General features: G+C 57.5%; 19 protein-coding genes. 6 read left to right on the top strand and 13 right to left on the bottom strand.

All coding sequences use genetic code 11. The annotated features are described in order from the left end of the window. A partial coding sequence (locus K1Y02_07840) for a hypothetical protein (protein ID MBX7256259.1) occupies positions 1–1325 on the bottom strand: 1325 nt, incomplete at its 3' end. 161 nt (positions 1326–1486) lie between these two features. Continuing rightward, a complete protein-coding gene (locus K1Y02_07835) occupies positions 1487–3853 on the bottom strand; it encodes a hypothetical protein (GenBank protein MBX7256258.1) in 2367 nt (788 codons plus the stop codon). 228 nt (positions 3854–4081) lie between these two features. On the opposite strand from K1Y02_07835, the gene K1Y02_07830 reads away from it, so the two are divergent. The 6 genes from K1Y02_07830 (at position 4082) to K1Y02_07805 (ending at position 11814) form a co-directional block, all read left to right on the top strand. Then, entirely contained in the window at positions 4082–5017 is a 936-nt protein-coding gene (locus tag K1Y02_07830; protein MBX7256257.1) for a MoxR family ATPase, read from the top strand. 27 nt (positions 5018–5044) lie between these two features. Continuing rightward, a complete protein-coding gene (locus K1Y02_07825) occupies positions 5045–6340 on the top strand; it encodes a DUF58 domain-containing protein (GenBank protein MBX7256256.1) in 1296 nt (431 codons plus the stop codon). Continuing rightward, positions 6337–8367, top strand: a complete 2031-nt coding sequence (locus K1Y02_07820; GenBank protein ID MBX7256255.1) for a DUF3488 and transglutaminase-like domain-containing protein — start codon at positions 6337–6339, stop codon at positions 8365–8367. The genes K1Y02_07825 and K1Y02_07820 overlap by 4 nt, the downstream gene beginning before the upstream one ends. A gap of 70 nt (positions 8368–8437) precedes the next feature. Further along, positions 8438–9154 carry a glycosyltransferase family 2 protein gene (locus tag K1Y02_07815; protein MBX7256254.1) on the top strand — a complete coding sequence of 239 codons (717 nt, stop codon included), beginning with the start codon at positions 8438–8440 and terminating at the stop codon, positions 9152–9154. Between the two features lie 2 nt (positions 9155–9156). Then, complete coding sequence (locus tag K1Y02_07810; protein ID MBX7256253.1) at positions 9157–9858, top strand: lipid-A-disaccharide synthase N-terminal domain-containing protein; 702 nt, start codon at positions 9157–9159, stop codon at positions 9856–9858. A 3-nt stretch (positions 9859–9861) separates the two neighbouring features. Further along, positions 9862–11814, top strand: a complete 1953-nt coding sequence (locus tag K1Y02_07805) for a glycosyltransferase family 39 protein (protein ID MBX7256252.1) — start codon at positions 9862–9864, stop codon at positions 11812–11814. Here the strand turns inward: K1Y02_07805 and K1Y02_07800 are convergent. The 11 genes from K1Y02_07800 to selB all read right to left on the bottom strand — a co-directional run bounded on the left by K1Y02_07800 (position 11798) and on the right by selB (position 25017). Next, entirely contained in the window at positions 11798–12565 is a 768-nt protein-coding gene (locus K1Y02_07800) for a rod shape-determining protein (protein ID MBX7256251.1), read from the bottom strand. The two genes, K1Y02_07805 and K1Y02_07800, sit on opposite strands and share 17 nt — an antisense overlap. Next, the gene (locus K1Y02_07795; protein ID MBX7256250.1) at positions 12547–13941 is read right to left on the bottom strand and encodes a 2-hydroxyacyl-CoA dehydratase family protein; all 1395 of its coding nucleotides are present in this window, start codon (positions 13939–13941) and stop codon (positions 12547–12549) included. Before K1Y02_07795 ends, K1Y02_07800 begins: the two co-directional genes overlap by 19 nt. After that, on the bottom strand, positions 13938–14861 hold the full coding sequence (locus tag K1Y02_07790) for a 2-hydroxyacyl-CoA dehydratase family protein (GenBank protein MBX7256249.1): 924 nt from the start codon (positions 14859–14861) through the stop codon (positions 13938–13940). Before K1Y02_07790 ends, K1Y02_07795 begins: the two co-directional genes overlap by 4 nt. Before the next feature lies 1 nt (position 14862). After that, a complete protein-coding gene (locus K1Y02_07785) occupies positions 14863–16074 on the bottom strand; it encodes a 2-hydroxyacyl-CoA dehydratase family protein (GenBank protein MBX7256248.1) in 1212 nt (403 codons plus the stop codon). 13 nt (positions 16075–16087) lie between these two features. Next, positions 16088–16960, bottom strand: coding sequence for a class I SAM-dependent methyltransferase (locus tag K1Y02_07780; protein ID MBX7256247.1), 873 nt, complete (start codon positions 16958–16960; stop codon positions 16088–16090). 156 nt (positions 16961–17116) lie between these two features. Then, positions 17117–18436, bottom strand: a complete 1320-nt coding sequence (locus K1Y02_07775; protein MBX7256246.1) for a hypothetical protein — start codon at positions 18434–18436, stop codon at positions 17117–17119. A gap of 231 nt (positions 18437–18667) precedes the next feature. Beyond that, on the bottom strand, positions 18668–19996 hold the full coding sequence (locus K1Y02_07770; GenBank protein ID MBX7256245.1) for a hypothetical protein: 1329 nt from the start codon (positions 19994–19996) through the stop codon (positions 18668–18670). Positions 19997–20528: 532 nt separating this feature from the next. Then, positions 20529–21857, bottom strand: a complete 1329-nt coding sequence (locus K1Y02_07765) for a hypothetical protein (protein MBX7256244.1) — start codon at positions 21855–21857, stop codon at positions 20529–20531. Beyond that, a complete protein-coding gene (locus K1Y02_07760; GenBank protein MBX7256243.1) occupies positions 21854–22681 on the bottom strand; it encodes a 4Fe-4S binding protein in 828 nt (275 codons plus the stop codon). Before K1Y02_07760 ends, K1Y02_07765 begins: the two co-directional genes overlap by 4 nt. A 45-nt stretch (positions 22682–22726) precedes the next feature. Then, the gene (locus K1Y02_07755) at positions 22727–22987 is read right to left on the bottom strand and encodes a hypothetical protein (protein MBX7256242.1); all 261 of its coding nucleotides are present in this window, start codon (positions 22985–22987) and stop codon (positions 22727–22729) included. Continuing rightward, positions 22984–25017, bottom strand: a complete 2034-nt coding sequence (gene selB / locus K1Y02_07750; protein MBX7256241.1) for a selenocysteine-specific translation elongation factor — start codon at positions 25015–25017, stop codon at positions 22984–22986. The genes K1Y02_07755 and selB overlap by 4 nt, the downstream gene beginning before the upstream one ends.

The raw sequence follows: 25017 nt of genomic DNA, 5'->3' as shown, positions 1-25017 counted from the left end.
TCCAGCAAACACGAATCGACGAGACACGCCATCGACAACGAATGATGAAATTCACAATACGCGGGAAGGCCCACGGGAATGTCTTTAGACACCATATTGGTGCTGCCCGCGCTACGGCAGCGCAGCCACACGCAACCCGTCGTGCCGAAATCCCAGTTCTGAATGAAGTTGTGGCGGCCCGCCAATCCCACGCAGTCGCGGGTCAACACCTCGTTACTCGTTCCCACCTGGAACAGATAGCCGTTTCCGCCGCCGCCTCGGTTCTGGGACCGCTCCAGATGACAGTCCTCAACGGTGACACGCTTGCTCTGCTCGACTAAGAGACCGTTACTCTGTAAATGATATCCGTCCGCATCGGGATGCGGCGAAGCAAAGCTGCCGATGTTCTTCATCCAGCAGTCTTTCACATTGAGCATCGAAATGGCGTCCACCTGATTCAGAGACCATGCCGTGTCCCAATCGACCGCATTGGCGACGGACAGCGACTCGATACCGCACTCCGAGAGATAGCCGGATTCCTCGCGCAAGCTGGCGCTATCGCGCATCTTGGCGGCATAGCGCAAGGGAACGTCGAACGTAACCTTGTCTGGCGTACCAGACGTATCCACGGCAACCACTGTCCGGCGGAAAATGGGCTTCCACTGCCCGACAAACACAACCCACGTGCCGGTCATGTTATGTTCCGCGATGAACTCATCCGTTATGACCCAGCCAAGGCTTACCTCGTCACCCACGTTCAGACTCGACGCGTCATTCACGTATACGTCGAAGGAGCGGCTTTCGGCGTCTTGTGCTAAGAGGATGTCTGTACCACGACTAACGTTCCCGTGAAATGAGATGTGCGCGTTGTAGGCCATCCCGTCGGTTTTTGTGAAATACAACTTCGTCTTGTCTTGTCCTTCGCCTTGAATGACGACACCCGGCGAGGTCACGGAAAGCACGCCGTCGCATCGATACAGACCTTCGGGCAGAAAGACAACGCCGCCGGCCACAGAAGCAGCAGCAATAGCGGATTGGATCGCCGCAGTTGTATCGCTGGCGCCGGTGTTGTCGGCTCCGTAACCGGTAACGGCATTGAACACCGCCCCCGGCGCGGGGTTGGGAGGATCGTCTTCTCCGTAATGGTATCCCGCATAGGAAAAGTCATGCAGGTAACGTCCCGCGTTGTCCTCGAAAGAAGGAGTCCAATTCACAGGATAAAGGACGCTGCGCCATGCGCCCGTGGAGGGAGGACAACCCACGGCAGCAATCAATACCCCTGCAGAAAGCAGAGATACCATGAGTCTCGAATTGCGGCACAGAACATCCCTGATTGCGTTTATCACGACTAGCCACTCCTGTGAGTTTAGACTCCGCGATACAGACAGCTTAACACACAGAGATTTGTGAGAGGAGAAAACAGAAAGACATGCCAACGAGGCCGCCTGCCAACGGGCAGCGTTGGCATTGGCACTGGTGGTCCAAACGGCAACCGTTCAGGACGATGTTATTTGGAGGGCGCTATTGTCCCGAAGTTTGTAGAGATCCACTCTTGCCACTGAGCAATGGCCGCTTGCTGCACGCGGACCGGCTTCAATGGATCGTACTCGAACTTCTGATGCGTTACGTACTCGAGCACGCGCACCGCCTCACGCCGCGCGGAAATATCCCGTCGGCCAAGGTTCTCCACGAGAGCATGGAGTACCAATGGCTTGTTCGCTTCCATAAACCTGGAGTAGGCCAACACGTCCTGGTCGCTGCTATCGAAGCCGTATGTCAGGCGTTTCTCCAAGACGGCGTCTGTCTCGGGGTCTTCCAGGTATCGCGCAGCCTCATAAAACGTAGTGGATGGGGTGACTTGATAGACTTGTGCAAGCTCAGGGTTCTCAAGTTCGCGACGTTCGGCAAATAATCGAACAAGTTCTTGGCCGGTTGCGTCTCCCAATGCACAAAGTGCCATGGAAACGGTTACTCTTGTGGACGTGTCCCCTTCTTCATAGATCTCACGCAGACGAGGAATCGCGTCACCGCCACCCGCTCGCGCCAACGCGAGAATCGCGCTTCTCTCAAGAGTTCCCACGCTGTCGTGCAAGGGGGGCTGCTTGTCGGCGCGTTCTGCCGCGTCGAAAGCGAGGCGGTATTTCTTAAGAAGGGATGCACGCGTGAAAGGCTCTATCATTCGCGCGGCTTTGGGATCGCCGAGCCAACCGAGAAATCGCAGCGCACCCGACTTCGCGGACGCCGCCTCCATGAGTGCGCGCAGATCACCTTCGGACAGTCTCCTCTTGATGATGTCGGTCGCCAGAGAACGCGCAAGGTCTCTCTCGCCGCAAGTATGAAGGGCTACCAGAGTGTTCTCGTGCACCGACGTTTCGGCTAGGCCACGCAATTGCGGCAGGAATGCAGGGTCAGGGACTCGCGCCGCCATCGTGCAGAATGCATCCGCCAGTCTATAGTGCACACCTTGAAGATGCGCCAAGGGAATCGCCGCGAGCTCGGGGACAAGGTCCTCATCTTCCATGGTCATTGACTCGAATACATGCGCTAACGCGTCGATTTGACCCCGCTTGTATAACCGAATGGACTCTCTCATCCCCTCGGCACGAGGCAATGCCAACGCGTACTGCTTCGCACTTTCCCTTGCAGAGGCAAGGGTCATCTCGCGCGACTCTTCCCGCTCAATTCCGAGTTGAAACGCAGTCGGTTCTGTGAACAGGCAGTCAAGATAGTCTTTGAACTCTGGGTTGCCTCGCAAAGCAAGGGTCTGCCACACACCCGCCAAAGCAAGGCTGTCATTAATGCCGAATTCGGCGGGACGATGCAGCATGTCAACCAAGAGCGAATCGATGTCTTGCCCTCTGAACTCGCCTATAGTGGTTATGATGCCGTAGTCTGAACGGAGGGGGCGTCGTTCGCCCATACTCTTTCCATCCGCCTCGAAATGCTCGTACTCCTTGTTAAGAAGTCCGGTGAGTTGGGCAACTCTCTCATCGCCACCGCAGGCACAGACCACACGGACAATTTGGCGACAGATGTCAGTATCGTCAAAGACACTCTTTGTGGAAGCGAAGTCGCGTTCGCAAAGGTCAATGAGCCGCTTGGTAGTCGAGGGAGTACCCACGCGCTGCAATAGACCAAGTGTGACTGGCAGAACAGATTTGATGTCGAGATATCGACGAAGCGCGGCTTCCTGTCCGTCTGCACATTGCTTCTCCAATCCCGAAATAAGCGTATCCGCAAGTCCGTTGCCCCCTGGTATTGCATCGAAAAGGAGTTGCGCCGCGGCGAACTCATGGAGGTCTCCCGACTGGAGCCGTGACATCCACGTCGCGATCACCGCCGAATCGAGCCCTGCCGGCGCATCCAGTCCTGACCTCACGGCTGTAACCAACTCCCACATGAGGTCTGAAGAGATGCTATCGCCAATTCGGTCCAGGCGACGGCACGTTCCCGTAGCTGGATCAAGACGAATCCAGCCACCGACGCCTCCACTCCAGAATACTCCGAACGTACCATCCGAATGCCGCTTCAAGGCCGCAATATAGTCGCCTTGTCCGACGCCGCCCGTGCCGCCCGGATAATCGCGTGGGCACGCCCAGCGGACAGTAACGTCTGACGGCTCCATCTCGGGATCAGAGTCGATTACATGAAATAGAGCCGTGATCTCGAGGTCGCCCTGCCGTCCATTCTCCGGCTTCACCTCGCCTGTAAGCACTTTCGACTGCACCGACACAAGTTGCCCGCGCACCCAAAAATCCGTTTGCTCGGAAACAAGATCCAACGGCGCATCAACCGGTACTGTTGGCAACGCAGATGGGGTCAGGAGAACGGTCAACAGCATGAACGGCATATACAGGCGCTTGGACAGGACCACGGCAGAAGTCTCCGATTCAGATGCCGATGAAGTTACATGCGCGTACCCGGTTGGATAGTAGCGCATCTGTGTGAAATCGGCAATTACTGAAGAACGCTGCAGTTCCGTTGAGTCATTGGTCTCAGGCGCACGCGCATACCTTTGTGCTACCCCTGAGCGGCTGCTATGATGCCCGCACGATTTGCGCTAAAGTTCGTACCGGAAAGGGGACATCGATCGGGTATGGCAATGGAGCAGTATCAACCGAAATTGCGCGGTCTGAAGGACAACCTGGGAAAAGTGATCCTAGGAAAACCCGATGCGATTGACGTTCTGGTGACAACGCTGGTCGCGGGCGGCTCCGTCTTGATCGAAGATGTGCCGGGTGTGGGCAAAACGACGCTGGCGAAAGCGCTGGCAAAGTCGGTTGGAGTCGCATTTAGCCGCATTCAATTCACCCCAGACTTGCTGCCCGCGGACATTCTCGGCTCATCCATCTACAACCCCGTCACCGGTGAGTTCGCATTTCATCCGGGACCGATCTTCTGCAACGTGCTGCTCACCGATGAGATCAACCGCGCTTCGCCGCGCACACAGTCCGCGCTGCTGGAGGCCATGAGCGAAATGCAGGCGACGATCGAGGGGCATCTTCGTCCGCTGCCCGAGCCTTTTATGGTATTGGCAACGCAAAATCCGGTCGAGTTCCACGGCACCTATCCGTTGCCGGAAGCGCAGCTAGATCGCTTCCTCGTGCAATTGGATGTCGGTTATCCGGACGCGGACGCCGAGGTGAGCATTCTGAAGTCGCAGGCGCTGGCGCATCCGCTGGACACTTTGCAGCAGGTACTGACGGGCGACGAAGTCATCGAGATGCAGAAGGCGGCGCGGGCCGTGCACGTTGAAGATAGTGTCTCACGTTACATTGTGGACATCGTGGCAAAGACACGCCGCGACGCGTCGTTGAAACTGGGAGTCAGTCCGCGCGGGTCGTTGATGCTCTTTCGCGCCAGCCAGTCGGCGGCGTTCTGCGCGGGACGCGACTACGTGATGCCAGACGATGTGCAGCGGTTGGCTCCGCACGTCTTGCCGCACCGGTTGGTGTTGACGCCCAAAGCGAAGTACGGCGGTCTGTCGAAACGCGATGTGATCGCGCGTTGCATGGAGGAAACGGCGGTTCCCACGTAACGGCCCGGTCATACGAGATTCCAGCACATGAAACAGAGTCTTCTGGGCACACTGACGCGGTTCGCGGAGTACTTGTGGCGCTTCAAGCTGACGCCATGTGGAAAGACGTTGGTGCTGGGCGGTGTTGTGCTGGGGTCGTTCGCGAGCACGTCGATCGACATCCCGTTGTTTCACCTCCTCTTCGCCCTGTTCTTCCTGGGATTGCTGGCGTTGTGCGCTGGCGCCGTCTATCGCCCTCGTCTTCGAATAACGGGCGCCTTTCCCAAGACCGCTACCACGGCCCACGAAGTAGCGGGAACATTCACTGTATCCAATACTTCGCCTCTTCCCTGCTTTGACGTCGGAGTCGACTACTTCGACTTGCCCGACCACGTAATGATCGCAAGACAAGCGGAGGTTGTCCGCGAGATACCCGCGCGGGATTCGTGTTCATTCACCATTTCATTGCGCGCCTCGCGCCGGGGCGTCTATGAAATGCCGCGCCTACGCGCGTTCACCATGTTTCCGTTCGGCATTTGCCGCGCGGGTTCGTCGTACGCGGAGGGCCGGCCCTTGCTCGTCCTGCCGGACTTTCATCCCATTTCGGCCCTCGATGTTCCGATTGGAGCGCGCTATCAACCTGGAGGCATCGCCCTGACTTCGAACGTGGGGGAATCGGCAGAGTACATCGGAAACCGCGAGTACCGCTATGGCGATCCCGTCCGGCACATCGATTTTAGGGCATGGGGACGCATCGCCCGGCCGGTGGTCAAGGAATTTCAAGAAGAGTATCTTTGCCGCGTCGCGCTAGTGCTCGACACCTTCCTGCCAGGGTCGGGCTACACCTTGGATGCGCTGATGCGGCGAGCAATCCAGTCGCTCGCAAACCGTCGGCATCCGAAACCGGACAATCCTCTCGAAGCCGCAATCAGCCTTACGGCGGCCATTGCGGACGTATTGGCGCGTGGAGAGCACGTTATTGATCTGTTCGCAGCCGGCCCGAGATTGCACGTATTCCGCGCAGGCCGCCATATCAGCCACCTCGACAATGTACTCGAAATCCTCGCGTGCGTGGAACCGTGCGCGGACAATCCATTCGATTCCCTCGTACCCTCGCTTAATGAGGAGTTGACTACCATCTCAACCGTAATCTGCGTGTTTCTCCATTGGGACGAAGCGCGCAGAGATCTACTTCGGGCAGCGGTGGAGAATGGATGCGGACTCAAGGTGATTCTGATCGAGGAAGACACCAATGCCGCACATGATGGCATCGAGGAGTGGTCCGAGGTTCTTGTTCGCCTGACGCCAAAAGCCATCTTCGATGGCGGAGTGGATACGCTGTGAACGCCCGGCGTATGGCCACACTGGCGCTGATCGCCGTTCAATGTGCGGCAATGGCCTCCTTGACTAAGTCCTATTCCTATCCTCTTGCGATGCTGGCGCTGGCGGTGCTCGCGCCCCTTACACCGAAGCGCCTCATTCCGGACGGACGCGCAACGGCATTTTTGTCCGTTGTCGTGGGGGCAATCCTGCTTACGTATGCACAACGCGCCGAGCAACAGGGCGGTTTTACGATGTGGTTTCCGACCTACGCGATGGCCGTCGCGTTTGGACGCTTCTTCCTGTTTCTTCAAATCATGATCGTCATACGCAATTCCCGGCAGACTCCCTCGCCCGTGATCGTTGCCTTGCTGCCGTTTCTGGCGATCCTTGTCATGACGTGCATCGGCAATGTCTCTTCCCTGAGTGTCCCCGTCGACATGTTTCGCCTCTTGTCGCTCTTCTTCGCGGTGCTGATTGCGGCATACTTCGCCTCTTCGCTGCGCGATTCCGCACAAGGCAAGACCCGCGCCCACGTGCTCCGTTGGGCTCTTAACATCGGATTCATGGGGGTTGCATTATCGGTCGCCATCTCGGTCAGTGCGGCGGTGCAACACTATGGAAACGAATTGGACCGCTTACTTGGAATCGCTGCTGGCTCGTCCATGCCTTCCACCACCGCATTCACGGCGCGCGCGCGATTGGACTCCATGACGAGGCTGCGAGGCTCCGGCGGGACGAAGATTGCGTTGCGCATCGTCTCTGACGACCCGCCCGGATACATGCGCGGCATCGCCTACGATACCTATGCCCCGCCGGAATGGCGCGTTACCGGAGAAGTGGATGCCCTAAGCCCGGCGACGTCTCCACCTGCCCGCCTAAAGGACTTCACATCGAGTGAACCGTGGTATTCGATTCGCGATGACGGATCGACAACATGGAAGCCTCAAGTCGTTTGGCGCGTTGGCAGACAGGAAGGCGCCCTGTTTGCCCCGCTCGACACCGCCTGGATGGCCACCCGCTCCACCGGTGTCGCAATGGACCCGCAAAGCATTGTCCGCGCCGAGACGATTCTTGCGGAATTCACAAATGCGCTGTCCGGAAAGCCCGATACGCGCCCGCTCTCGGTGGAGATGCGGGAATCGCTAACGAAGCTGCCCGACGATATCGATCCGCGCATAACTGCCTTGGCCCTGCAATTGACGCGAGACGCAAACAGCGACGGCGAGAAAATCGCCGCCGTGTTGCATTATTTTCACGACTACCGCTACTCGACCGACATTCGCATTCCCGCCGCGGACGATCCATTGGTGTATTTCTTAATGGAAAAGCCCCCCGCGCATTGCGAGTTCTTTGCGGCGGGAACAACCGTATTGCTGAGAGCCGCGGGGGTTCCTGCGCGCTATGTCGTCGGTTTCTTAGTCACCGAGCGCAATGCCCTTGGCGGCTATTGGTACGCGCGAAACCGAGACGCCCACGCGTGGTGCGAGGCATTCGACAGCGAGCACGGATGGACCACCGTCGATGCAACGCCGCCTTCGGGCCGCCCGTCCGTGGAAGCTGCCTCCCCCATGGCAAGTCTATGGGATGGCCTGAAGTTCTATGGAGGGCGAGTCCTCGCCGCAACCACGGATGCTCTGCAAAAGGCCATTGACCGCTTCCCGCAATATATGCAAGCTGCGGCGGCGCGCCTCGCATCACCGCGCTGGATAATCTCGCTTTTGGCCGTGGCGTTGGTCCTTGCGTCTGCAATCCTCCACCGAAGGAACAGGCGTCGCCGAATGGCGAGAGCGCGCGATGCATTCGCGGAATTCCACTGCCTACTTGGCATGATGGACCGTCGCGTTGCCAAGGCGGGCCTCCGGCGCGAAGCGCACGAGACGCTCGAACAGTTCTGCGCGCGAATTCTCAACTCCCCCACACCCGATACCGCAGCCATTGTCGCGTGGTACCGGGCCTATATGCGAGCACGGTACGGACCCGATCTCGCGGTCGATGGAGTAGAAACCTTGCGGCGCACGCTGCCCGCCGAAAGCCCTGCGCCGCAATAGAAAATGTCAAATTGGCTCGGCCTGACTCGGGACAGCTATAATAGCCCCCTTTGGCAAACGGGGGTATCCCATGCAAGTCTTGGTTTCGGTGGTCGTGCCGTTCTACAACGAGGAAGAGAACGTTGCGCCGCTGGTGAAGAAAATAGAGGCCGTATTCGCGAGATTGCCGGAATACGACTATGAATGCGTGTTCGTAAACGATGGAAGCAAGGACGGAACACGGAAGCAACTCGAAGAAGCGAATGCGCAGAATCCGCGTGTGCGGCCCATTCACTTGGTGCAAAACCGCGGCCAGTCGGCAGCGCTCGTGGCGGGTATGCGCCGTGCGCGCGGGGAGTACATCCTTACACTCGACGGCGATCTTCAGAACGATCCGTGTGACTTCCCGAAGTTTCTCGATCTGCTCAAAGAATTCGATTGCGTGTGCGGATATCGCGAAAAGCGGCAGGACACGTGGGTGCGCAAGATGTCGAGCAAGATTGCGAATGCCGTACGGCGCAAGATTATCGATGACGGTATTCGCGACGCGGGTTGCGGCAGCAAAGGTTTCCGCAAGGTATGCGTGGAGCACATCATCCCCTTTAACGGCGTGCACCGCTACTTCGCCGTAATGGTCCGTAACGGCGGGTTAACCATCGCCGAATCCCCGGTGACCCATCACCCACGCATCCACGGAGTATCGAAGTACGGAATCGGGAATCGTCTGTGGCGAGGCATTCATGACCTGATTGGAGTCCGCTGGCTGTCCATGCGATACGTGACATTCCGAGTGGAAGGTGAAGAGTAGCCATGGATTCTCAGCCGCTGACGTTGTCGTACGTGTTGTGGACCGCCCTGGGCGTGACCGGTGGATTGATCTTCTTCAGCCGCTTCTACCTGCAGTGGTGGGCTTCGGAACGCGCGGGGCGCAGCGTGATGCCGGTGTCGTTCTGGTATATGAGCAGCGTGGGCGCCATCATGCTGCTTTTATACGCCGTCCACGAGCAGTCGCCCGTTGGTGCGCTCAGTTTCAGTCTTAACAGCGTCATCTACTCCCGCAATCTTATTCACATTTGGCGGGAGAAAGGAACGCTGACCCGAACCAAAGGACTCGCGTTTCAAGGTGTCATTGGCCTCATCACGGTTGTGGCGTTGGTGCTTCTGGCCCTTATCTGGCGTCGCGAATACGAGATCACGCAGGCGGCATCGGGCAAAGAAGCCACCGAAACGTGGTTCTGGATCGCGATTGGCTCCGTGGGTGCCCTGCTATTTGGCAGCCGCTTCCTTATCCAATGGATTGCTACGGAGTTGAAACGCAAGAGCGTTGTGCCGCATATCTTCTGGCATATCTCCGTGGTCGCTACGTTACTTCAGTTCGCCTGTTACTGGCATCGCAGCGAATGGGTGTATGCTGTAGGGATGGTGACCAATCTCTTTGTTTACATACGGAACATCTACTTCAATCACCGGGGCAAACAAATGGGTGAGAGTGACGCGGAGATGGCTGAGTAAACCATGTCCTACCGGCACATTGTACTCATCGCGCTTCTAGCGTTTGGCGCGCTGCTCTTTGCAGCCAACCTCGGCGGATACGAACTGTGGCCGGCCGATGAGCCGCGTTTTGGCCAGGTGGCGCGCGAGGCTCTGCAGGACGGAAACTGGATCGTCCTGCATGTCAACGGCCAGCCCTACAAAGAGAAACCGCCGCTCTTCTTCTGGATGATCGCCGCGCTTTCCGCGCCCTTTGGCGACGTGACGGAGACGACTGCGCGCATTCCGTCCGTGCTGGGCGCTCTGACAACGTTGTTGTGTACGTTCCTGCTCGCCGAAAGGCTATACGGCCTGCGCACCGCACTGCTTGCCAGCATCGTGCTGATGACCTCGGCCCGGTTCTGGTGGCAGGCGCGCACAGCACAGATAGACATGGTCCTGACGGGATGCCTCGCAATTGCTTTATACGCATTCTGGATGTTCCATGAATCGAAGAAGCGATCCTGGCTCATTACCTTCTACGCGGCCATTGCTGCCGCCGTTTACGCAAAAGGCCCTCCTGGAATTGTCTTCCCTATTCTCCTAATCGTCTTTTTCTATTGGGGACGCAAAGCAGAGCGTAGGCAAGTTCGGCTGGGCATGGGACTTTTGTTTGTCGTGGTGGCTATCGCGTTGTGGTACATACCGGCACGCTTGATGGCAGCGCCCGAAGTTGCCAGCGCTGTCCAAGAGGGCATCGGCGCGAATCTGTTCCGCCAGACCATTGGGCGGTTCTTCCTCGGAGTGAGCAAAGCGGAGCCGTTTTGGTTCTATCTCGTGAACGTGCCCGCGGATCTGTTTCCGTGGACGCTGTTTCTCCCTTGGACTGTCTTTGCGATTTGGCAGCGGCGCAAGGAAGGCGATGGCATGCGCCTTCTTCTGTATTGGACCCTGCCCGCGCTCGTGTTCTTCACCATCAGCGCAGGCAAGCGCGCGATATACATTTTGCCGTTGGCGCCGGCCTTCGCAATCCTGCTAGCCACCACGATCATTCAATTGGCCGATCGCCAGAACCTTACCGCCTTGCGGCGAACCATCGGTTCGGTGTGGACTCTGCTGTTGCTCGTCTTCGCCATTGGGATCTTTGCCGCGCCGCATTACGCAGTCTCACATCCTGATATCGAGATCGAAACGGCGACATTGCAGCAAATCGTGCAAAGCGACGACTGGAAACGAATTGTTGCGCTTGCCGTTTGCGCCCTATTGTTTGGGGTCCATGCGCTCATTGCCACAATTCGAAAGCAAGGCCGCGCGGTTCATTTCGCGATGGCCGGGCACGTCGCAGGGCTCTATCTGGTCATGGCCGTGCTGCTCTTTCCTTTCATTAACACCTTCAAAGGGGCAGCCGAATTCTGTGCGCCGCTGCGCCAGCTCACCGACGCAGGCACAGAGTACCGGTTCTACTCCGTGCGATTTTCTTCGGAGGCCTACATCTTCTACACGAAGCATTTCCAGACGGATTTCCTCGTCGACGAGTGGCCAATTGAGCCACCGCCGGGTGTCGATGCGTTGGAGGGTTTGGAAGACACCAAGTATCTTGGGTCCATATTGCTGCGCGCGTTCGATAACGTTCCGGTCGCGGACTTGGCTCACGTAACCGATGCCGAAAAGTCTGCCCTTCAAGCGCGCCGCGACGAAGCTTTCGCATTCATGGCCGGGAAATCCAAGTACGCGGATCACTTCAAGATGGAATTGACGCGCATCACAGAAGAATTCGCCGCGCAATTCGAGACTGGTGGCCCTGCGTTCATGGTGGTACAAGAGAAAGACTGGAAGTGGCTGCTGTCCTTCGCGCCGCGCATGTGCGCATTCCCCCTGGTAGGCCGCGAGTCGGTAGGTAGCCGCTTCGTCCTGCTACTCGCCAACACCGCAGGCGCAAAGCTTCTCGAAGCACAAAAGCACCAACCCCCCGCCCCGTCCGCTACTGCAATGCGTTAAGCGCGGCGCCCAATGCGCCGGTCATTTGCGGTTCCGGAGCAACGATAACCGGCCGTTCCAAAGCCTCTTCCAGGGCATCTACCAATCCCGAAATCTGAGCGGCTCCTCCAGTGAAGACAACTGGGCCGTCTTTGACGCGGCCCATCATGCCGGCCACGCGCCGCGCCAGCGATTGCAACACGCCTGCGACGATGTCTTCGGAAGGTGTGCCGGTGGCAAGCAGGCCGACAATCTCCGTTTCCGCGAAGACGACACACATGCTGCTGATAGCAGCAGGCGACGCGCTTCGATTCGAGAGTTCGGCCAAGTGGTTCAGACTGACGTCCAGCCGCGACGCCACCATCTCCAAGAAGCGCCCGCTTCCCGCCGCGCAGCGGTCGTTCATGGAGAAGTCGTAGACGTTTCCGCGGTCGTCCAGATGAATCACTTTGCAGTCTTGTCCGCCGATATCAATGATGGTGCGCGCTTCGGGCATCACGTGGCGGACGCCGTGTGCATGACACGTAATCTCCGTGATGGTTCTGTCCGCGAAACTGACTATGTTTCGCCCATAGCCCGTTGCGACGACACCACGCAAATCGTCTCGGCTGCAACCCGCCTCGGCCAACAAACGCTCCAGCAAGTCGTTGGCCAGAGCATCCTGCTGCACACCCTGATCCAGCATGCCCGCTGCCAGAGATCGGCCTTCGGCACGGTCCCACAGGACCAGCTTCACGGCACGCGATCCCGCGTCTACGCCTGCGACAAGCATGAGTCTCTCTTCTCCAGGACCGTCTCGATGAGGGCCTCCAGTCTCGTTCGCAACGAGGGCAACAGAGAATCGCACACGGGAGGAACCTCAATTTCCACAACCGGCAACGCCAAACGATCTTGAACAATGGTCCGTATCGCGCGACCTTCATACGTGCAATGACTCGCGCCCGGAATTCGCGAGATGACCACGGCTTCCGCCTTCAGCCGCTCCGCTTCCTGACAAATCGCGAGGGCGCGATCTGCAGTGGTCCCAACCATGGGATCGGAAAGTGCCATTCGCGCCAACGCTTCCATGGGAGAAGTGTCTTGCGGGATTGGCTCTATGGCATGACCAAACATGAAGTCGGTGCCGCATAGCCGTCCTCCGCTCTCTTCCAGCACATTCAGTACGCGAAGGTCCGCTACGGGGTTCACCCAAAACACGCGAACCGCACCTTCAGGCAAGACTCCTTGCTTGGAAGCGGCGCGCGACTTTACCGTCGTAAGCAAGTCATCCAAGATCGATTCGGACTGTGCGGGGTCGGAACAAAAATGAATGGCTAACATCTCCGCAAGCATCACCTCAAGGGCCGGCAACGGGCAAGGATCTGCGGTGAAGGCAAGCTCGCGCAATTCCCGGAGCACCGCGCGAATGCGGTTAGCCTTGCGGATACTCTGCATCAAGGCTTCGTCATTGATGCTGTAGCCGGACAAATCGCTCAGGAGTTCGCGGATGCGTTCCAACTCCTTTATCACATACTGCATCAACCGCACGGGCGCGCGATGAGGCGCGGCCAATTCAACGGATTCTTCCCCGTTCAAAGGCCGGCGGCGGTGAGGCATTTCCCACCACACGATGGGGTACCCTAACCCTTCAAGGCGTTGCGCAATCGCGGAAAAATCGTCGCAGGTGGCTCCCACACTGCACACAAGCATATCCGGCAACGGGAAATGCGCGCGCGTGACGAATGCTCCCACCATCGCCCGAACCGGGCAGAAGGAATCTCCCAAGCCTAGCGAATCCGCGACAGGCAGAAGACCGGTGCTGTCCTCCATTATGCAGGGCGTCCACCATGCGCCGTCGGGATAAAACGCGACGAGATTTGGCGCGGCATATGCAATCAAGGGGATCGTGCCCAGGTCCTTCATGGTTCCCACGATCTTCTTGCCTGCTACGCGCGCCTCGTGAAGACGGTCTTCCTCGCCGAGAACCAAGTTCCATAGTCGCAACGCCGCGACGGAATTGTCGTACTGTAGCTTCGGCAGACGCGCATCGCCCTCGCGAAGGTGGCGGCTCAAGGGGACAAGCCCATCCGTATCCGGGGCGGACCCGGAACACGATTCAAACCGCGTTTCCCATTCGGCAAACGATATCTTTGCAGGAGGCACACTCATCGCAGGGTCTCCATAAACGCATGAATTCGCCCCTTTGCGCGCTCGCTGATATCAGGGCATTCGTCGTAGTCAAGCACAAGACATGGTATGTCCAATCGTTCCTTAAGCCGGTGGCTCTCCGCATGCCAGGGGTCGCACGACACATAGTGCCCAACGATTGCCCCGCAGATGCCCCGCGTCTTCACAACCTGCTCCACCCACGTGTATAGCGCGTCGTTCGGCCTGCGGAATGCCCCTGGAATCTGATCGAAGTACGCATCGACCATCGCCTCGATGGGGTCTTGTTCCGCGAGCACCTTGTCGATGGACAACGGGTACGTGCGTTCTACGCCCTCCCGCCCATCGACCTCGACGTGACCTCCCGCTTGGCGAATACACTCGACAAGCTCTTCATGCTCCCGCAAGTCAGGACTTCCCAAAAGAAGAATTGGAATCGAGTCTCCCCTGGATTCGGCGGAATTGAAATTGCCTCCGCGCGAGTACAATAGATCGTCGGCGCGTTGACCGCATGCGTTCGCCGCGGCGACGAACTCGTCTACCGATGGGCGGCGCCCTCCGAGTTCCACCAAGAAGTCGCCCAAGCGCCGCAATTCGTCGCGATAGATCGTGCGCGCAGTCTCAGTTCGCCACGTCGCGGGAACATTCATGAGAAAGACCGGCTTCGAGAGTTCGGTGGATAGGCGTTCCGCCATGCGGCGCATCTGATCGCACGTGGTCGCCATCACCACAGCCGCCGCTTCCTCCACTTGCATCATGGATTCTGCCAAGGAATGGCAAAAGTAGCAGACGCCTTGACCATCGAATGTGGTTCCGCGCGCGGCACGTGCCGTTACGCGGATGGGCGTGCAACCGTGTGCCGCGACCCACTCGCGAGGTATAAAGGGCGACACGTAGGCGATGGGGATGTTTGTCGTCGGCATATCAAACTCGCTGTTTACGTCCTTTGGCCGTTTCAAGCAGAGCTTCGACGCGCACTTGAATGCGCGCCGAGTCCGCCGGAGCATAATCGGTCTCGATACGAAGATACGGAATCTGAAGCTCCTCCTCCGCGAGACGTTTCACGTAGAAGGACTCAACATCATACGTTAAACACGCCTGCCAAATAAGCTCGACGACACAATCGGGCCGGTACTCGACCGCAAGGTTGCGCAAAAGATCCAGACGGTCCGTATTTCGCGACATGACGGAACACGGTAAATGGAAGTACTTGGTCGCGAGAGCGCGCATGAGATCCGGCGCGTCAATGTCGACGTCTTCATAGATCGGCTTCAGTCCCGTACAGCTCTCCGTACAAACGACAAGCCCCCCAGAGCCTTCGATTATGTCGAGCACACGTTCGGCCCCGAACGCCATTGGAACACCGGTCAGCAGTACACGCACCTTCTTCGCCGTTTTGGGGCACGCCTCACGTCCTTCCAGCATGGCCAAGGCCCGCTCGTATTGCCGGAGGTCCTCGGGGATTCCGGAAGTATTCGAGCGCAGTTGCGCGAGTTGCCTCCCCGTCAAAGGCGGCGCGTCGCGCTTCATCAACTGAGCCAGTCTTCGACGTAACGAACGCTCACGATTCATCGTGTGTATGGACTCGCGCAGTCTGGTCTCGTCAATCTCTATCTTGAATCTCCGCTCAAGCGCCTCCTTCAGGCAATACAGCTCGTTAACCCAGTATTCGAGGGCGTCTTTCCCATTTTGCTCATGTGGAAGTTGAACCACATGCATCGCTCTCGATTCGGCCATCAACTCATACATCTTCTTCTTGCCGTCGCAGGTTGTCTCCGCAACGATCAGGTCCGACATTTCGAGAAACGGATTCGACCGTTCCACATGGTAGCCGTATGCGGATTTGATCATGGGACAGAGATTCGCGGGCAGATGCCGTTCCGCCGCGGGAATCGTGGCCGCGGACCCCGCGCACAGGCACACCGGTATGGCGCCCGCCGCCATAATAAGTTCACGCGGGGTGAACTCGCACATCATCCCCACAATCGGCCGGCCTTGCGCGCGCTGGATTTGGGCGTAGGTCAGGCTGTGCGAAATCGTATTCGCAAACCACCCCAGGGGGTCGCCCGAATCCGCAACGGCCCCGTTATTGCTGCCGCAGGAAGGTTTCGTGGATACCGAATCACACGTGTTCACGATGCGCTCTCCCTTATCCGCCACTCTTGCGCGCGACGAATAGGCCTTGTGCTATCTTCCCCGCTTGCGCCAATTCGACGACAAACGCCATCTCGCCTTCGATGGCCCGCATGACCGTTTCATCGAAGCCAATTATCTTCAATGCATCCAGCCGAAACTGCGACGACAGAAGCGTCGAATACAGTTGCGCAAATGGGCCAAAGCGCCCTGTATCCGCCGCAATTTGCGGGATGCATCCGCTCGCCTCCAACGCCTCCAAATACGTCTCGCGGTCCCACAGCGACGGAAACTTCATGAAGGACAGGAATCGCTCCGATTCTTCTTGTGAAAGTCCCGCTTCTCCTTCAATCCAATCCGTGAATGCAACAACGCCGCCCGGCCTCACCAGTCGCGCCGCTTCGGCGACCAGCGCTTGCTTGTCCTCGACGTAACACCAGGCATCCTCCCCCCACACGAAATCGAACTTCCCCTCTTGCAGTCCGGTATCTGTCGCCAAGCCGGGGACGAAGTCAATCCTGTCTGCCAATCCTTCTGCCTCGCAACGGGACCGCCCAAGCGTCACAACGCGCTCGGTGGCATCGACGCCAGTCATGTGGTCAACGCCGCACACGCGACACAGAAACCGCATCCCCGCTCCGGTGCAGCAACAAAGGTCCACTCCATGCATTCCGGGTGCTATCCCAGCGTTTTGCGCAAGATCCAGAGATGATTCGAATCCACCGATGTGGATTTGTTCTCCCATCAGCAATTCCCACAACGTACCCTCGGCCCCGCCATAAACGGCCTGAACATCCTCCAAGCGAACTGCCGACAATGTCTTCACGCGCAAATCCTTTCCCTCGCGGACTTCGCCCCCGCACCAATCAAAAAGAGGCGACGCAAGCATCGCCCCTCCTCAACGAAACACTGTGATCTTGCGCGTCTACTTTTCGATAGGCTGCGCCTCGACCGAAGTCTTGAACGGGCCGATATCAACTGTGCACAAGGCACGATAGTCCGAATCGGGTTTGTAGCCACGCCATGTGGCCCTGCAACTAAATCCTCACCCATACTCAAATTGGCCCTGCGCAACGATCTGACCGTCGCTGGTCATGATTTTGTAGGTGGGAGACTTGGGGGGCCGGGTCCATTGCAGGGATGAAAGCGGATCCGTTGGGGTCTTGCCCCCGCAATATAAGCCAACGACCTCCTCTCCAGCAGCCCCTCTTAATTGGAAGTCAAACGATGCGCTTCCTTCCCAATCCAGGAATCCAGGTTCTCTGTAATACGCCAGCTTCATGCGCGGCTGAAAAGGATCGCAGGCTACCAGCGTAGTCTCCTTTCCTTCGACCACCCGGCTCGCAATTCCTTTGGCAGAGCCTCGCGCCTCGAGTCTCCAGTACTTCCCGGAGGCGTCTTTGCGCGCAACGCTGTACGAATAGACGCGATATTCTCCGGCGGGCAAGGCGATCGATGGCCCCGAGTCGATCACTGTAACGGCGCTTTTGGTGTCTGTTCGAGCGAGCACCAGGCGCACAACGCCTTGCGGAAGGTTGAGCTTTCCAAGACTCTCGGTGACCGGTATCAACGTCATCTTGTTCGCAACGCGATCCACCTGAACTTGAAAGAGGGTATCCTTAATTCCGAGATAGCCGCCCATCCCCACCTCGTCCCCGTACTCGACTTGACGGCCGGTGGTAATGAACATCGCGTCGCCGGAATTGAAGTAATAGTCCGCAACTCCATTTTGTGGCCGCGCCGCCGGGTCGTCAAAGCGGCCGTTGCAGTTTTGATCGCAAAGGCTTACGAGATAGTGTTCTCCTGCGTAATCGAACTCACCCGCGAGCAAGCAACTGGGCTGGACGTAAAAACTCAGCCGTTCCCAATTTCCATTTTGCTTTAGGCTCGTCGAAAAACCTGAAAAGCCGCAGCTTACATGAATCGAAAAGGCATACGGCACAAGTTGACCGTTCACCGGAAACGTGACATTGACTGCCGAGGTCGTACTCAGCCTGGCACTGCCAAACCACCAACTATAGTCGCCGGCCGTGGCAACTTCCGGGTCGTCTGTCAAGTCGCGGTTCGCATTTGCATCGAAGTAAAGGCGGGTATAGAAGGGATCTTTTGGCGACTTGTTGTCCAGAACGATTAGAAACTCCGTATCCGCCAGTTTCAGTAGTGCAAATGCGGGAACGCTGCTCTTCAGACTCGGCAGCTTCCACTCGCCGGCGGGCGGCTGTTTTGAAAGAACCACCTGCGACGGACTCCAAGACAACAAGGAGTCTATCCCATCCTTATACGCCTTAAACTGCAAAGGCGCCTCAATCGGCGCGGCATTCGCCCCCACCGCAAAAAGGAATACGAGTATCGAAAAGACTCTCATCGCACGTAATCCTGCTCAGGCCCCCTCGGTCGCCCGGACGCGGACTTGTCGCCTTCAAATGGGAGAGGGCAACGCCTGCGTTACCCTCTCCCCATTCAGACTCTCTCTTCTTCAGAACTCCAGTGGCTGAGCCTTTATCTTGGTATCGAAAGGTCCTGCCACAAACGTGCACAAAACGTTGTACTTCTCGTCTTTCTTGTAGCCACTCCATGTGGCCGAGCAACTGAATCCTCACCCATACTCGAACTGGCCTTGTTTGGCCACTTCGCCGTCCTGTTTGACAATCTTATAGGTGGGTTCTTTGGGGCGGGAACCGTCTTTTGCGGACATCGGCAGTTTGGTCTTGTTACCGCGAATACGGCTCAGGTCCGCCACCATCTCGTCGCCTTTACCGCGAATGACGAATGACAGGTTCACCTCGTTGCTTCCGCCGCGCATATTGCTTCGCGCCCATTCCGGCACTTCGACAATCGGACGGAAGGGCTCGCCCATTTCCAGCGCGACGTGCCCGCCCTTCTTCGCCGTGAATGCGTTGGCCTTTCTGGAACCCATTGCAATCAAGCGCCACAGATCGCCTTCCTTGTCTTCCCTGAGTATTTGGTAATACAGAAGTCGATAGTTGCCTTCAGGCACGGTCACCGTCTTTTCGGGACGAAACACCATGACGCCGTTCTTGAGTGAGTCTTCCAGCAACACCAGCCGCTCAAGTTTCTCCGGAAGCTTGACAGCGGAGAGGTTCTCCGTGATCGGCGTCAATACCATTTTCGATTCGGGGGTATTGATCTCGACTTTGAAAACCTTATCTCCCAGCACAAGCTTGTCGCCAAGGCTCATCTCATTGTAGTAATCGTTCTTCGCGTCGATGTTGATGTAGAAGCTGTCGCCTTGAGCATACAGACGATCGTCGCCTCTCATCTCGGCCGGCACTTCGGCAATGTCGTTGAACCGTCCGTTTGCGTTGCGATCGCCCAACTCAACTCCGTAGTGAACTCCATCCAGATCGAATTCGCCCGAGTACGAACAGTTTGTCCGCAGATAAACGGTGATGTTCTGCAGGTTCTCCGGCTTGGATAGGTCAACCGACGAATTGGGGAACCATGCATTGGCCTGCGGACGAAAACTGTACTTCACTTTCGCGCCGCCAAGAGTGAACTCGACATCAACCGCCTGCCTCATCTCAATAAAGGCATACTGATTGTTGTCAGCCCAATTGCATTTACCATCCACCACGGGATCGTCCGTGAGGTCCCGGTTGGCATTGGCGTCGAACAAAATGCGCGAGTAAAACTTGTCGTTCGCATTGGCGAAGTCCAGCACCATGAGGTACTTGCTGTCTCCGAACTCAACCAGTCCGTACAGCGGTACCTTGGCCACCAAGGGAGGTAATTTCCAGTCCCCCTCAGGCACGGTAGTCACCGTCCGAACATGCTGATTTCCATACGGTCGAAATTCACGCAAGTCCTGGGGATAGGCGGAATACCTCAGCGGGACTTCCAGCGCAAAGGCTGGCGCAACAAGCGCCACCCCCAAAACCAGCACCGCGAGTCGTGTATATCTCATACTGCGGCCCCCTGTCGTTTTCCGGCTATCGCGAGTCACTTCCAACCGATCCACCGTGTTAGAATCGAGTCGGAACTACACCGCGAATCGCCGATGCTTAAACTAGGTTCGATGGTTCCCCCCATGCAATGTGTTAACGTCTGAAAAACGATCAACAGAGACAGCATTAACCGCTCTCACATTGCACAGTCTGGTCGAGTAAACACCGGGCAGAGATGGGTTCCCCCTTGGAGACTCAGAACTCTCGCGCATCCGCATAGGCCGCCCCCTCAACGCGACTCTGCGCCTTCTACTACTTGCTCGCATAGTACCATAGCAATAGAATTCTGACAAGGCCATTGTATTCACATGCTCCAAATGGGCAACTCCGCAACTCATCGCATTCCCTCAACGAAAGCCGTTACCTAATGAACGTGATCTCCAGTGGTTGCGCCTTCACTTCTGTTTCGAACGGGCCCGCAACATAAGTGCAAAGGACCGTGTACTCTTCATTGATTTTGTAGCCAACCCATGTGGCTGAGCAACTGAATCCTCACCCATACTCGAATTGGCCTTGAGCCACCACTTCGCCATCTTTGCTGACTACCTTATACGTTGGCTCCTTGGGACGGTGGTTGATTGTGGTGGACATCGCGATTGCGGAACTGTTGCCGCGAATGCGAGACAGGTCCGTTACCATCTCGTTCCCTTTGCCGCATACTCCAAATGCCAAACGCGATTCAGGTTGCCCCGTGTAACTTGCGTCGCGCGATAGTATCCGTCCCTTCACAACGGGCCTGAATGGCTCTCCCATGGCGAGTACAGCCTCGGCGCCGGTCGTGGCGGTGACGGTTTGGTCGTAGGCGATGCCGTTCGCATTCAAGCGCCAGAGGTCACCCTCCTTGTCTTTGCGCAGAAGCTGATAGAACTGCAACCGATATTCACCCGCAGGCACGCGCAAGACCTTTCCGGGACGAAATGCCGCGATGCCGGTTGAACCGTTCGCGTCCAGAACAACCAGTCGCTCAACGCCTTCCGGGATCTTGATAGCGGAGAGATTCTCGGTTATTGGGGTCAGGATAAGTCTCAATCCGGCGGTATCGACTTGCACCTTAAAGAGCTTATCGCCCAAGGCAAGCTTGTCGGTGAGGTTCATCTCGTTGTAGTAGTCGTAACCGCCCTCGTCGCTGATGTGAATGCGGTCTCCTTCACAAATCAACCTATTTCCGCGCACGAGGTCAGGCGGAATTCTTGCCGTATCGCCAAAACGGCCGTTCATATTCCTATCATCAATCTCGATGCCGTAGCGCGTGCCGTCTATATCGAGAGCTGTCACGTACCAGTTTCGCGAGTATAAGTAGATCCTGATATCGTGGAGATTGCTCGAATCGCCTATGTCCGGAAACCTCGTTGAGAATCCCCCTTGGACCTCAAAGTCGAATTCGTAGTGAGTCTTGCCCTCACCGGTCAATACGTCCAGTTCGATACCTTGCCTGGATCTCATGCTGACGCGATGGCCATCTGACTCCCAATGGCATCGTCCCGTGACGACTGGGTCGTCGGTCAGATCGCGGTTAGCATTCGCATCGAAAAGAAAGCGCGTGTAGAACTGATCGCTCGGATTCGCGCAGTCCAAGACAATGAGGTGCTTCGCATCACCTAGCTTAGCCAATCCAAATAGTGGAATGCGGGCAACCATCGGCGGCAGCTTCCATTCGCCGGGAGGCGGAGTCTGGGAAACCGTAACACACTGCGTCCCGCTACGTCGCGCGTTCTCGAGACCCATGGGAGGGGAGAAGTATCTCAGAGGCACCTCAAGCGCAAGCACTTGAGCCATCGCTGCCATTGCCAGCACAAGCACTCGCACGTGGGGGATTCTCATGATTGGCCTTCCTCCGCGCGCGCCTGCGCCTCAAGCAACGGCATCGGGCAGGTGGTCTGACACTCGTAGCAAAACACGCATTCCGCCGTGCGGCTGGCAGAGACACCTTGCGCTACACGCAGTTGCGGCAACCCGTCTTGCGGACACGCATGGTTGCACTTCTGACATCCCGAGCAGTTCTGGGTCGGCACCTTAATCTTCCAGAACGACAACAGATTGAGCGGTGCAAGAATTGCCCCGATCGGGCAGATGACTTTGCAGAAGGACCGGCTGCTCAGCACTGCCGCGACAAGAACCACGACAAGGATGGCCAGCTTAACTATCGACGCCACGCTCAGCGTGGATACGCCACCGATTATGATGTTGGGAATGGTGACTTGAAGCGCCGAAGCCGGGCATACTCGGCAGAATGACAGCCACGTCTGCTCACCGAAAACGAACGGCAACGCGATCACGGTTAGCGCCAGTACGACGTATTTAAGTTTTGCCGTCCAGGCCGGGAGATGGAACTTCGGGCTGGGGATCTTGTACAGCAGGTCCTGCAGGAAGCCAAACGGACAGACCCACCCGCAGAGAAGCCTGCCCACGGTAACGCCGAGCAGCAGCACCATTCCCAGGGCAAGGAACGGAATCGTGTGAAAACCCGAGTAGTGAACAAAAACGCCCACCGGGCACGCGAACCACGCCAAAACGCACGAATGACAACTCAACACGGGGTTGCAGAGCCATTTGAACTCCGGCCCCCATGAACTGTGCAGAGCTATCAGCGATAGGACTTGTGTGACCCTTCGCTCAATGGTACGTACTCTCAGATTCTCAAGCATAGACGATTCCTGAGGCGGCGCCCATGGCCGCCAAGTGGATCATTGTCAAGTGGGGCAGGCGCGTTTGCCGCGCGACTCCGCCCGGTCATAGGTGCTGTACAGCTTCCCGTCTTTTCGGGTTACGCCGCCAAACGTGGAATCGATGACCATCTGCCAATCGGGCAGCTTCATGAAGGCAACCATGCCGAATTCTTCAACGGTCGGGTCGAACACCTGATGCGTGTGCACCGTCCCGAAAACGAGCAGAGCCAAGGCCAACACCACCACGGCCCACGCGGCTAACCGCTCTCTGGAAAAACGTTTCATGGTGTCAGCACGTTCCGCTGGTAGTTGGGCGCCAGCTTTCGGTCATTTCCCTGCCGAACCGTCACGTGGCGCGCATCGAAAAAGTCGAGAATAGAAAGCGCATACTTGCGCGACGAGTCGATGGCGTACTTGAAATCGGCGCTGTCAAGCACCCCCTTCTCTTGAATGATGCTGATAACTAACTCCTGCGCCTTCAGGCAGTGTTCTCTGCTCAGAACGACGTTCTTAGCCAGCCGGACGAGACGTCCGTCGTGGCAGAGAAACTCGAGAAGGCGCTCCGTTTGCGCCGGCGTGCCACCGGTCAACTCGGGTAATTCCTCGGGTCTGGGCGAATGAAACCCCTGTTCGCGATAGATTCCGAGAATCTTCCCTAATAATAGACGCTCATCTGCCCTGAGTGAGGACTCGGCCCCCTGAAGCACAATCTGGTTGCCACGGAATTCCGCGAGTTTGCGGTCCTCCAACTCGCGGCGAACCCGCTTCCAAAGCGCATCTGGCCAGTCGAGACTCTGCCGCAACGCGCTCAACGTCACGGTCATCGCCCCTTCTACGTCGCGCGCGTGATTCAGGCGCGCTACCACTTCGTCCAGGCTCTCTCGATAGGTTTGGCTATCGATGAAAGCGCCTTCACCCATCGCGGACACGCTCCCTTCCTTGACAAGCGCGTCGAGCGACCGTTCCACCATGGCGGGCGTCATGACTGTGGCGTGAGCCAAGGCATCCGCCGTGGCCCCGTGGCGAAACACGGTCTTCAGACGATGTTGAATCAGTCGCATTGCGAACGTCTCGTCTCCGGTGTCGAGCGCAAACAACGTCTTGGAATCTATCCCCAGAAAGGCCTCTTGGGTTCGCAGAATCTCCAAGGCGTGTTTTTTGGGCGGTCGGTGCGGCTCGTAAACAATGTCAAGAATGCGGCCACCTGCAATAGTCGCATGAGGAGATGCGCGTCGGAGAATAAAACGATCATAGGCGACGGCCGCTACGGGACGATTCAACTGAATGGTCGCCAACGCGGAAGCGGACGCCCCGAGTTCCGCATCCTCCAGCAGGTAGACTTTGCCCACCTCTTCCGCTGTGCCGATGTGGAACTTGATTGCCTCGGCGTTGCGTAAAGGCGGCGATACCTCCGAGACTGTCTGGATACGCACATGAAAGATGGCGGATTCCCGCAGGTAGCCGGGCAGCGAAACGATCTGTCCCCTCTCGAAGGCTTCCTTTCCAGGTTCCGCGATGTTCAACGCCAGGCATTGGGCGTACTCCGCCTCTCCGGTGCTGCGAAGAAAACGCTGCATTCCCCGGACTTTTCCAATGCGGTGACCCGGTACAATTTCCACGGCGTCGCCCACGGAGATTCGCCCGGCGATAGCGACGCCCGTCACAATGGCCCCGAATCCCGGTTGCAGGAAGCTCCGCTCGATGGGCATGCGAAACACGCCTTCGCGGCGCTGTTTCTGAAGGGAGCGAATAGCTTTCACGAGCACGTCGTAGAATTCGAAGAAACCGGCTCCGGTTTCCGACGATACGGGGCATATGGACGACCCGGCCAGAAACGTAGTCTGAAGATACGCCGCGATTTCCTCGACACGTTGCGCCACCATTTCCTCGGGTACAAGGTCGATCTTCGTAAGCGCGACAATCCCACGTCGCACGCCCAATAGTTCCATTATCTGCACGTGTTCGACGGTCTGCGGCATGATTCCGTCGTCCGCGGCAATCACGAGAACGCACAGATCGATTCCCGACACGCCCGCCACCATGTTGCGGATGAAACTCTCGTGACCCGGCACGTCCACAATGCCGACGCACTCGTTGCCGCCCAGGAAGCACGGGGCAAACCCCAGCTCGATGGTCATGCCCCGATCTTGTTCGGCTTTGAGCTTGTCGGTATTGCAGCCCGTCAGCAGCTTGACCAAACTCGTCTTCCCGTGGTCGACGTGCCCCGCCGTGCACACCATCATCACGACATCCGGATCCTGCTCTTTCGTGAGCAGGCCAGGCGGCCGGCGAACGGTGCTGGGTAACGGCGACAC

The organism is Candidatus Hydrogenedentota bacterium, from assembly GCA_019695095.1.
Lineage (GTDB): Bacteria > Hydrogenedentota > Hydrogenedentia > Hydrogenedentales > SLHB01 > JAIBAQ01.
This window is presented reverse-complemented; position numbering and strand designations above follow the sequence as displayed.

Coding starts and splice junctions, on each gene's coding strand:
- K1Y02_07830 (MBX7256257.1), top strand. CDS start 4,082: ATGGAGCAGTATCAACCGAAATTGCGCGGTCTGAAGGACAACCTGGGA.
- K1Y02_07775 (MBX7256246.1), bottom strand. CDS start 18,436: ATGAGAGTCTTTTCGATACTCGTATTCCTTTTTGCGGTGGGGGCGAAT.
- K1Y02_07780 (MBX7256247.1), bottom strand. CDS start 16,960: ATGCTTGCGTCGCCTCTTTTTGATTGGTGCGGGGGCGAAGTCCGCGAG.
- K1Y02_07770 (MBX7256245.1), bottom strand. CDS start 19,996: ATGAGATATACACGACTCGCGGTGCTGGTTTTGGGGGTGGCGCTTGTT.
- K1Y02_07810 (MBX7256253.1), top strand. CDS start 9,157: ATGGATTCTCAGCCGCTGACGTTGTCGTACGTGTTGTGGACCGCCCTG.
- K1Y02_07755 (MBX7256242.1), bottom strand. CDS start 22,987: ATGAAACGTTTTTCCAGAGAGCGGTTAGCCGCGTGGGCCGTGGTGGTG.
- K1Y02_07765 (MBX7256244.1), bottom strand. CDS start 21,857: ATGAGAATCCCCCACGTGCGAGTGCTTGTGCTGGCAATGGCAGCGATG.
- K1Y02_07790 (MBX7256249.1), bottom strand. CDS start 14,861: ATGCCGACGACAAACATCCCCATCGCCTACGTGTCGCCCTTTATACCT.
- K1Y02_07805 (MBX7256252.1), top strand. CDS start 9,862: ATGTCCTACCGGCACATTGTACTCATCGCGCTTCTAGCGTTTGGCGCG.
- K1Y02_07825 (MBX7256256.1), top strand. CDS start 5,045: ATGAAACAGAGTCTTCTGGGCACACTGACGCGGTTCGCGGAGTACTTG.
- K1Y02_07760 (MBX7256243.1), bottom strand. CDS start 22,681: ATGCTTGAGAATCTGAGAGTACGTACCATTGAGCGAAGGGTCACACAA.
- K1Y02_07815 (MBX7256254.1), top strand. CDS start 8,438: ATGCAAGTCTTGGTTTCGGTGGTCGTGCCGTTCTACAACGAGGAAGAG.
- K1Y02_07800 (MBX7256251.1), bottom strand. CDS start 12,565: ATGCTTGTCGCAGGCGTAGACGCGGGATCGCGTGCCGTGAAGCTGGTC.
- K1Y02_07795 (MBX7256250.1), bottom strand. CDS start 13,941: ATGAGTGTGCCTCCTGCAAAGATATCGTTTGCCGAATGGGAAACGCGG.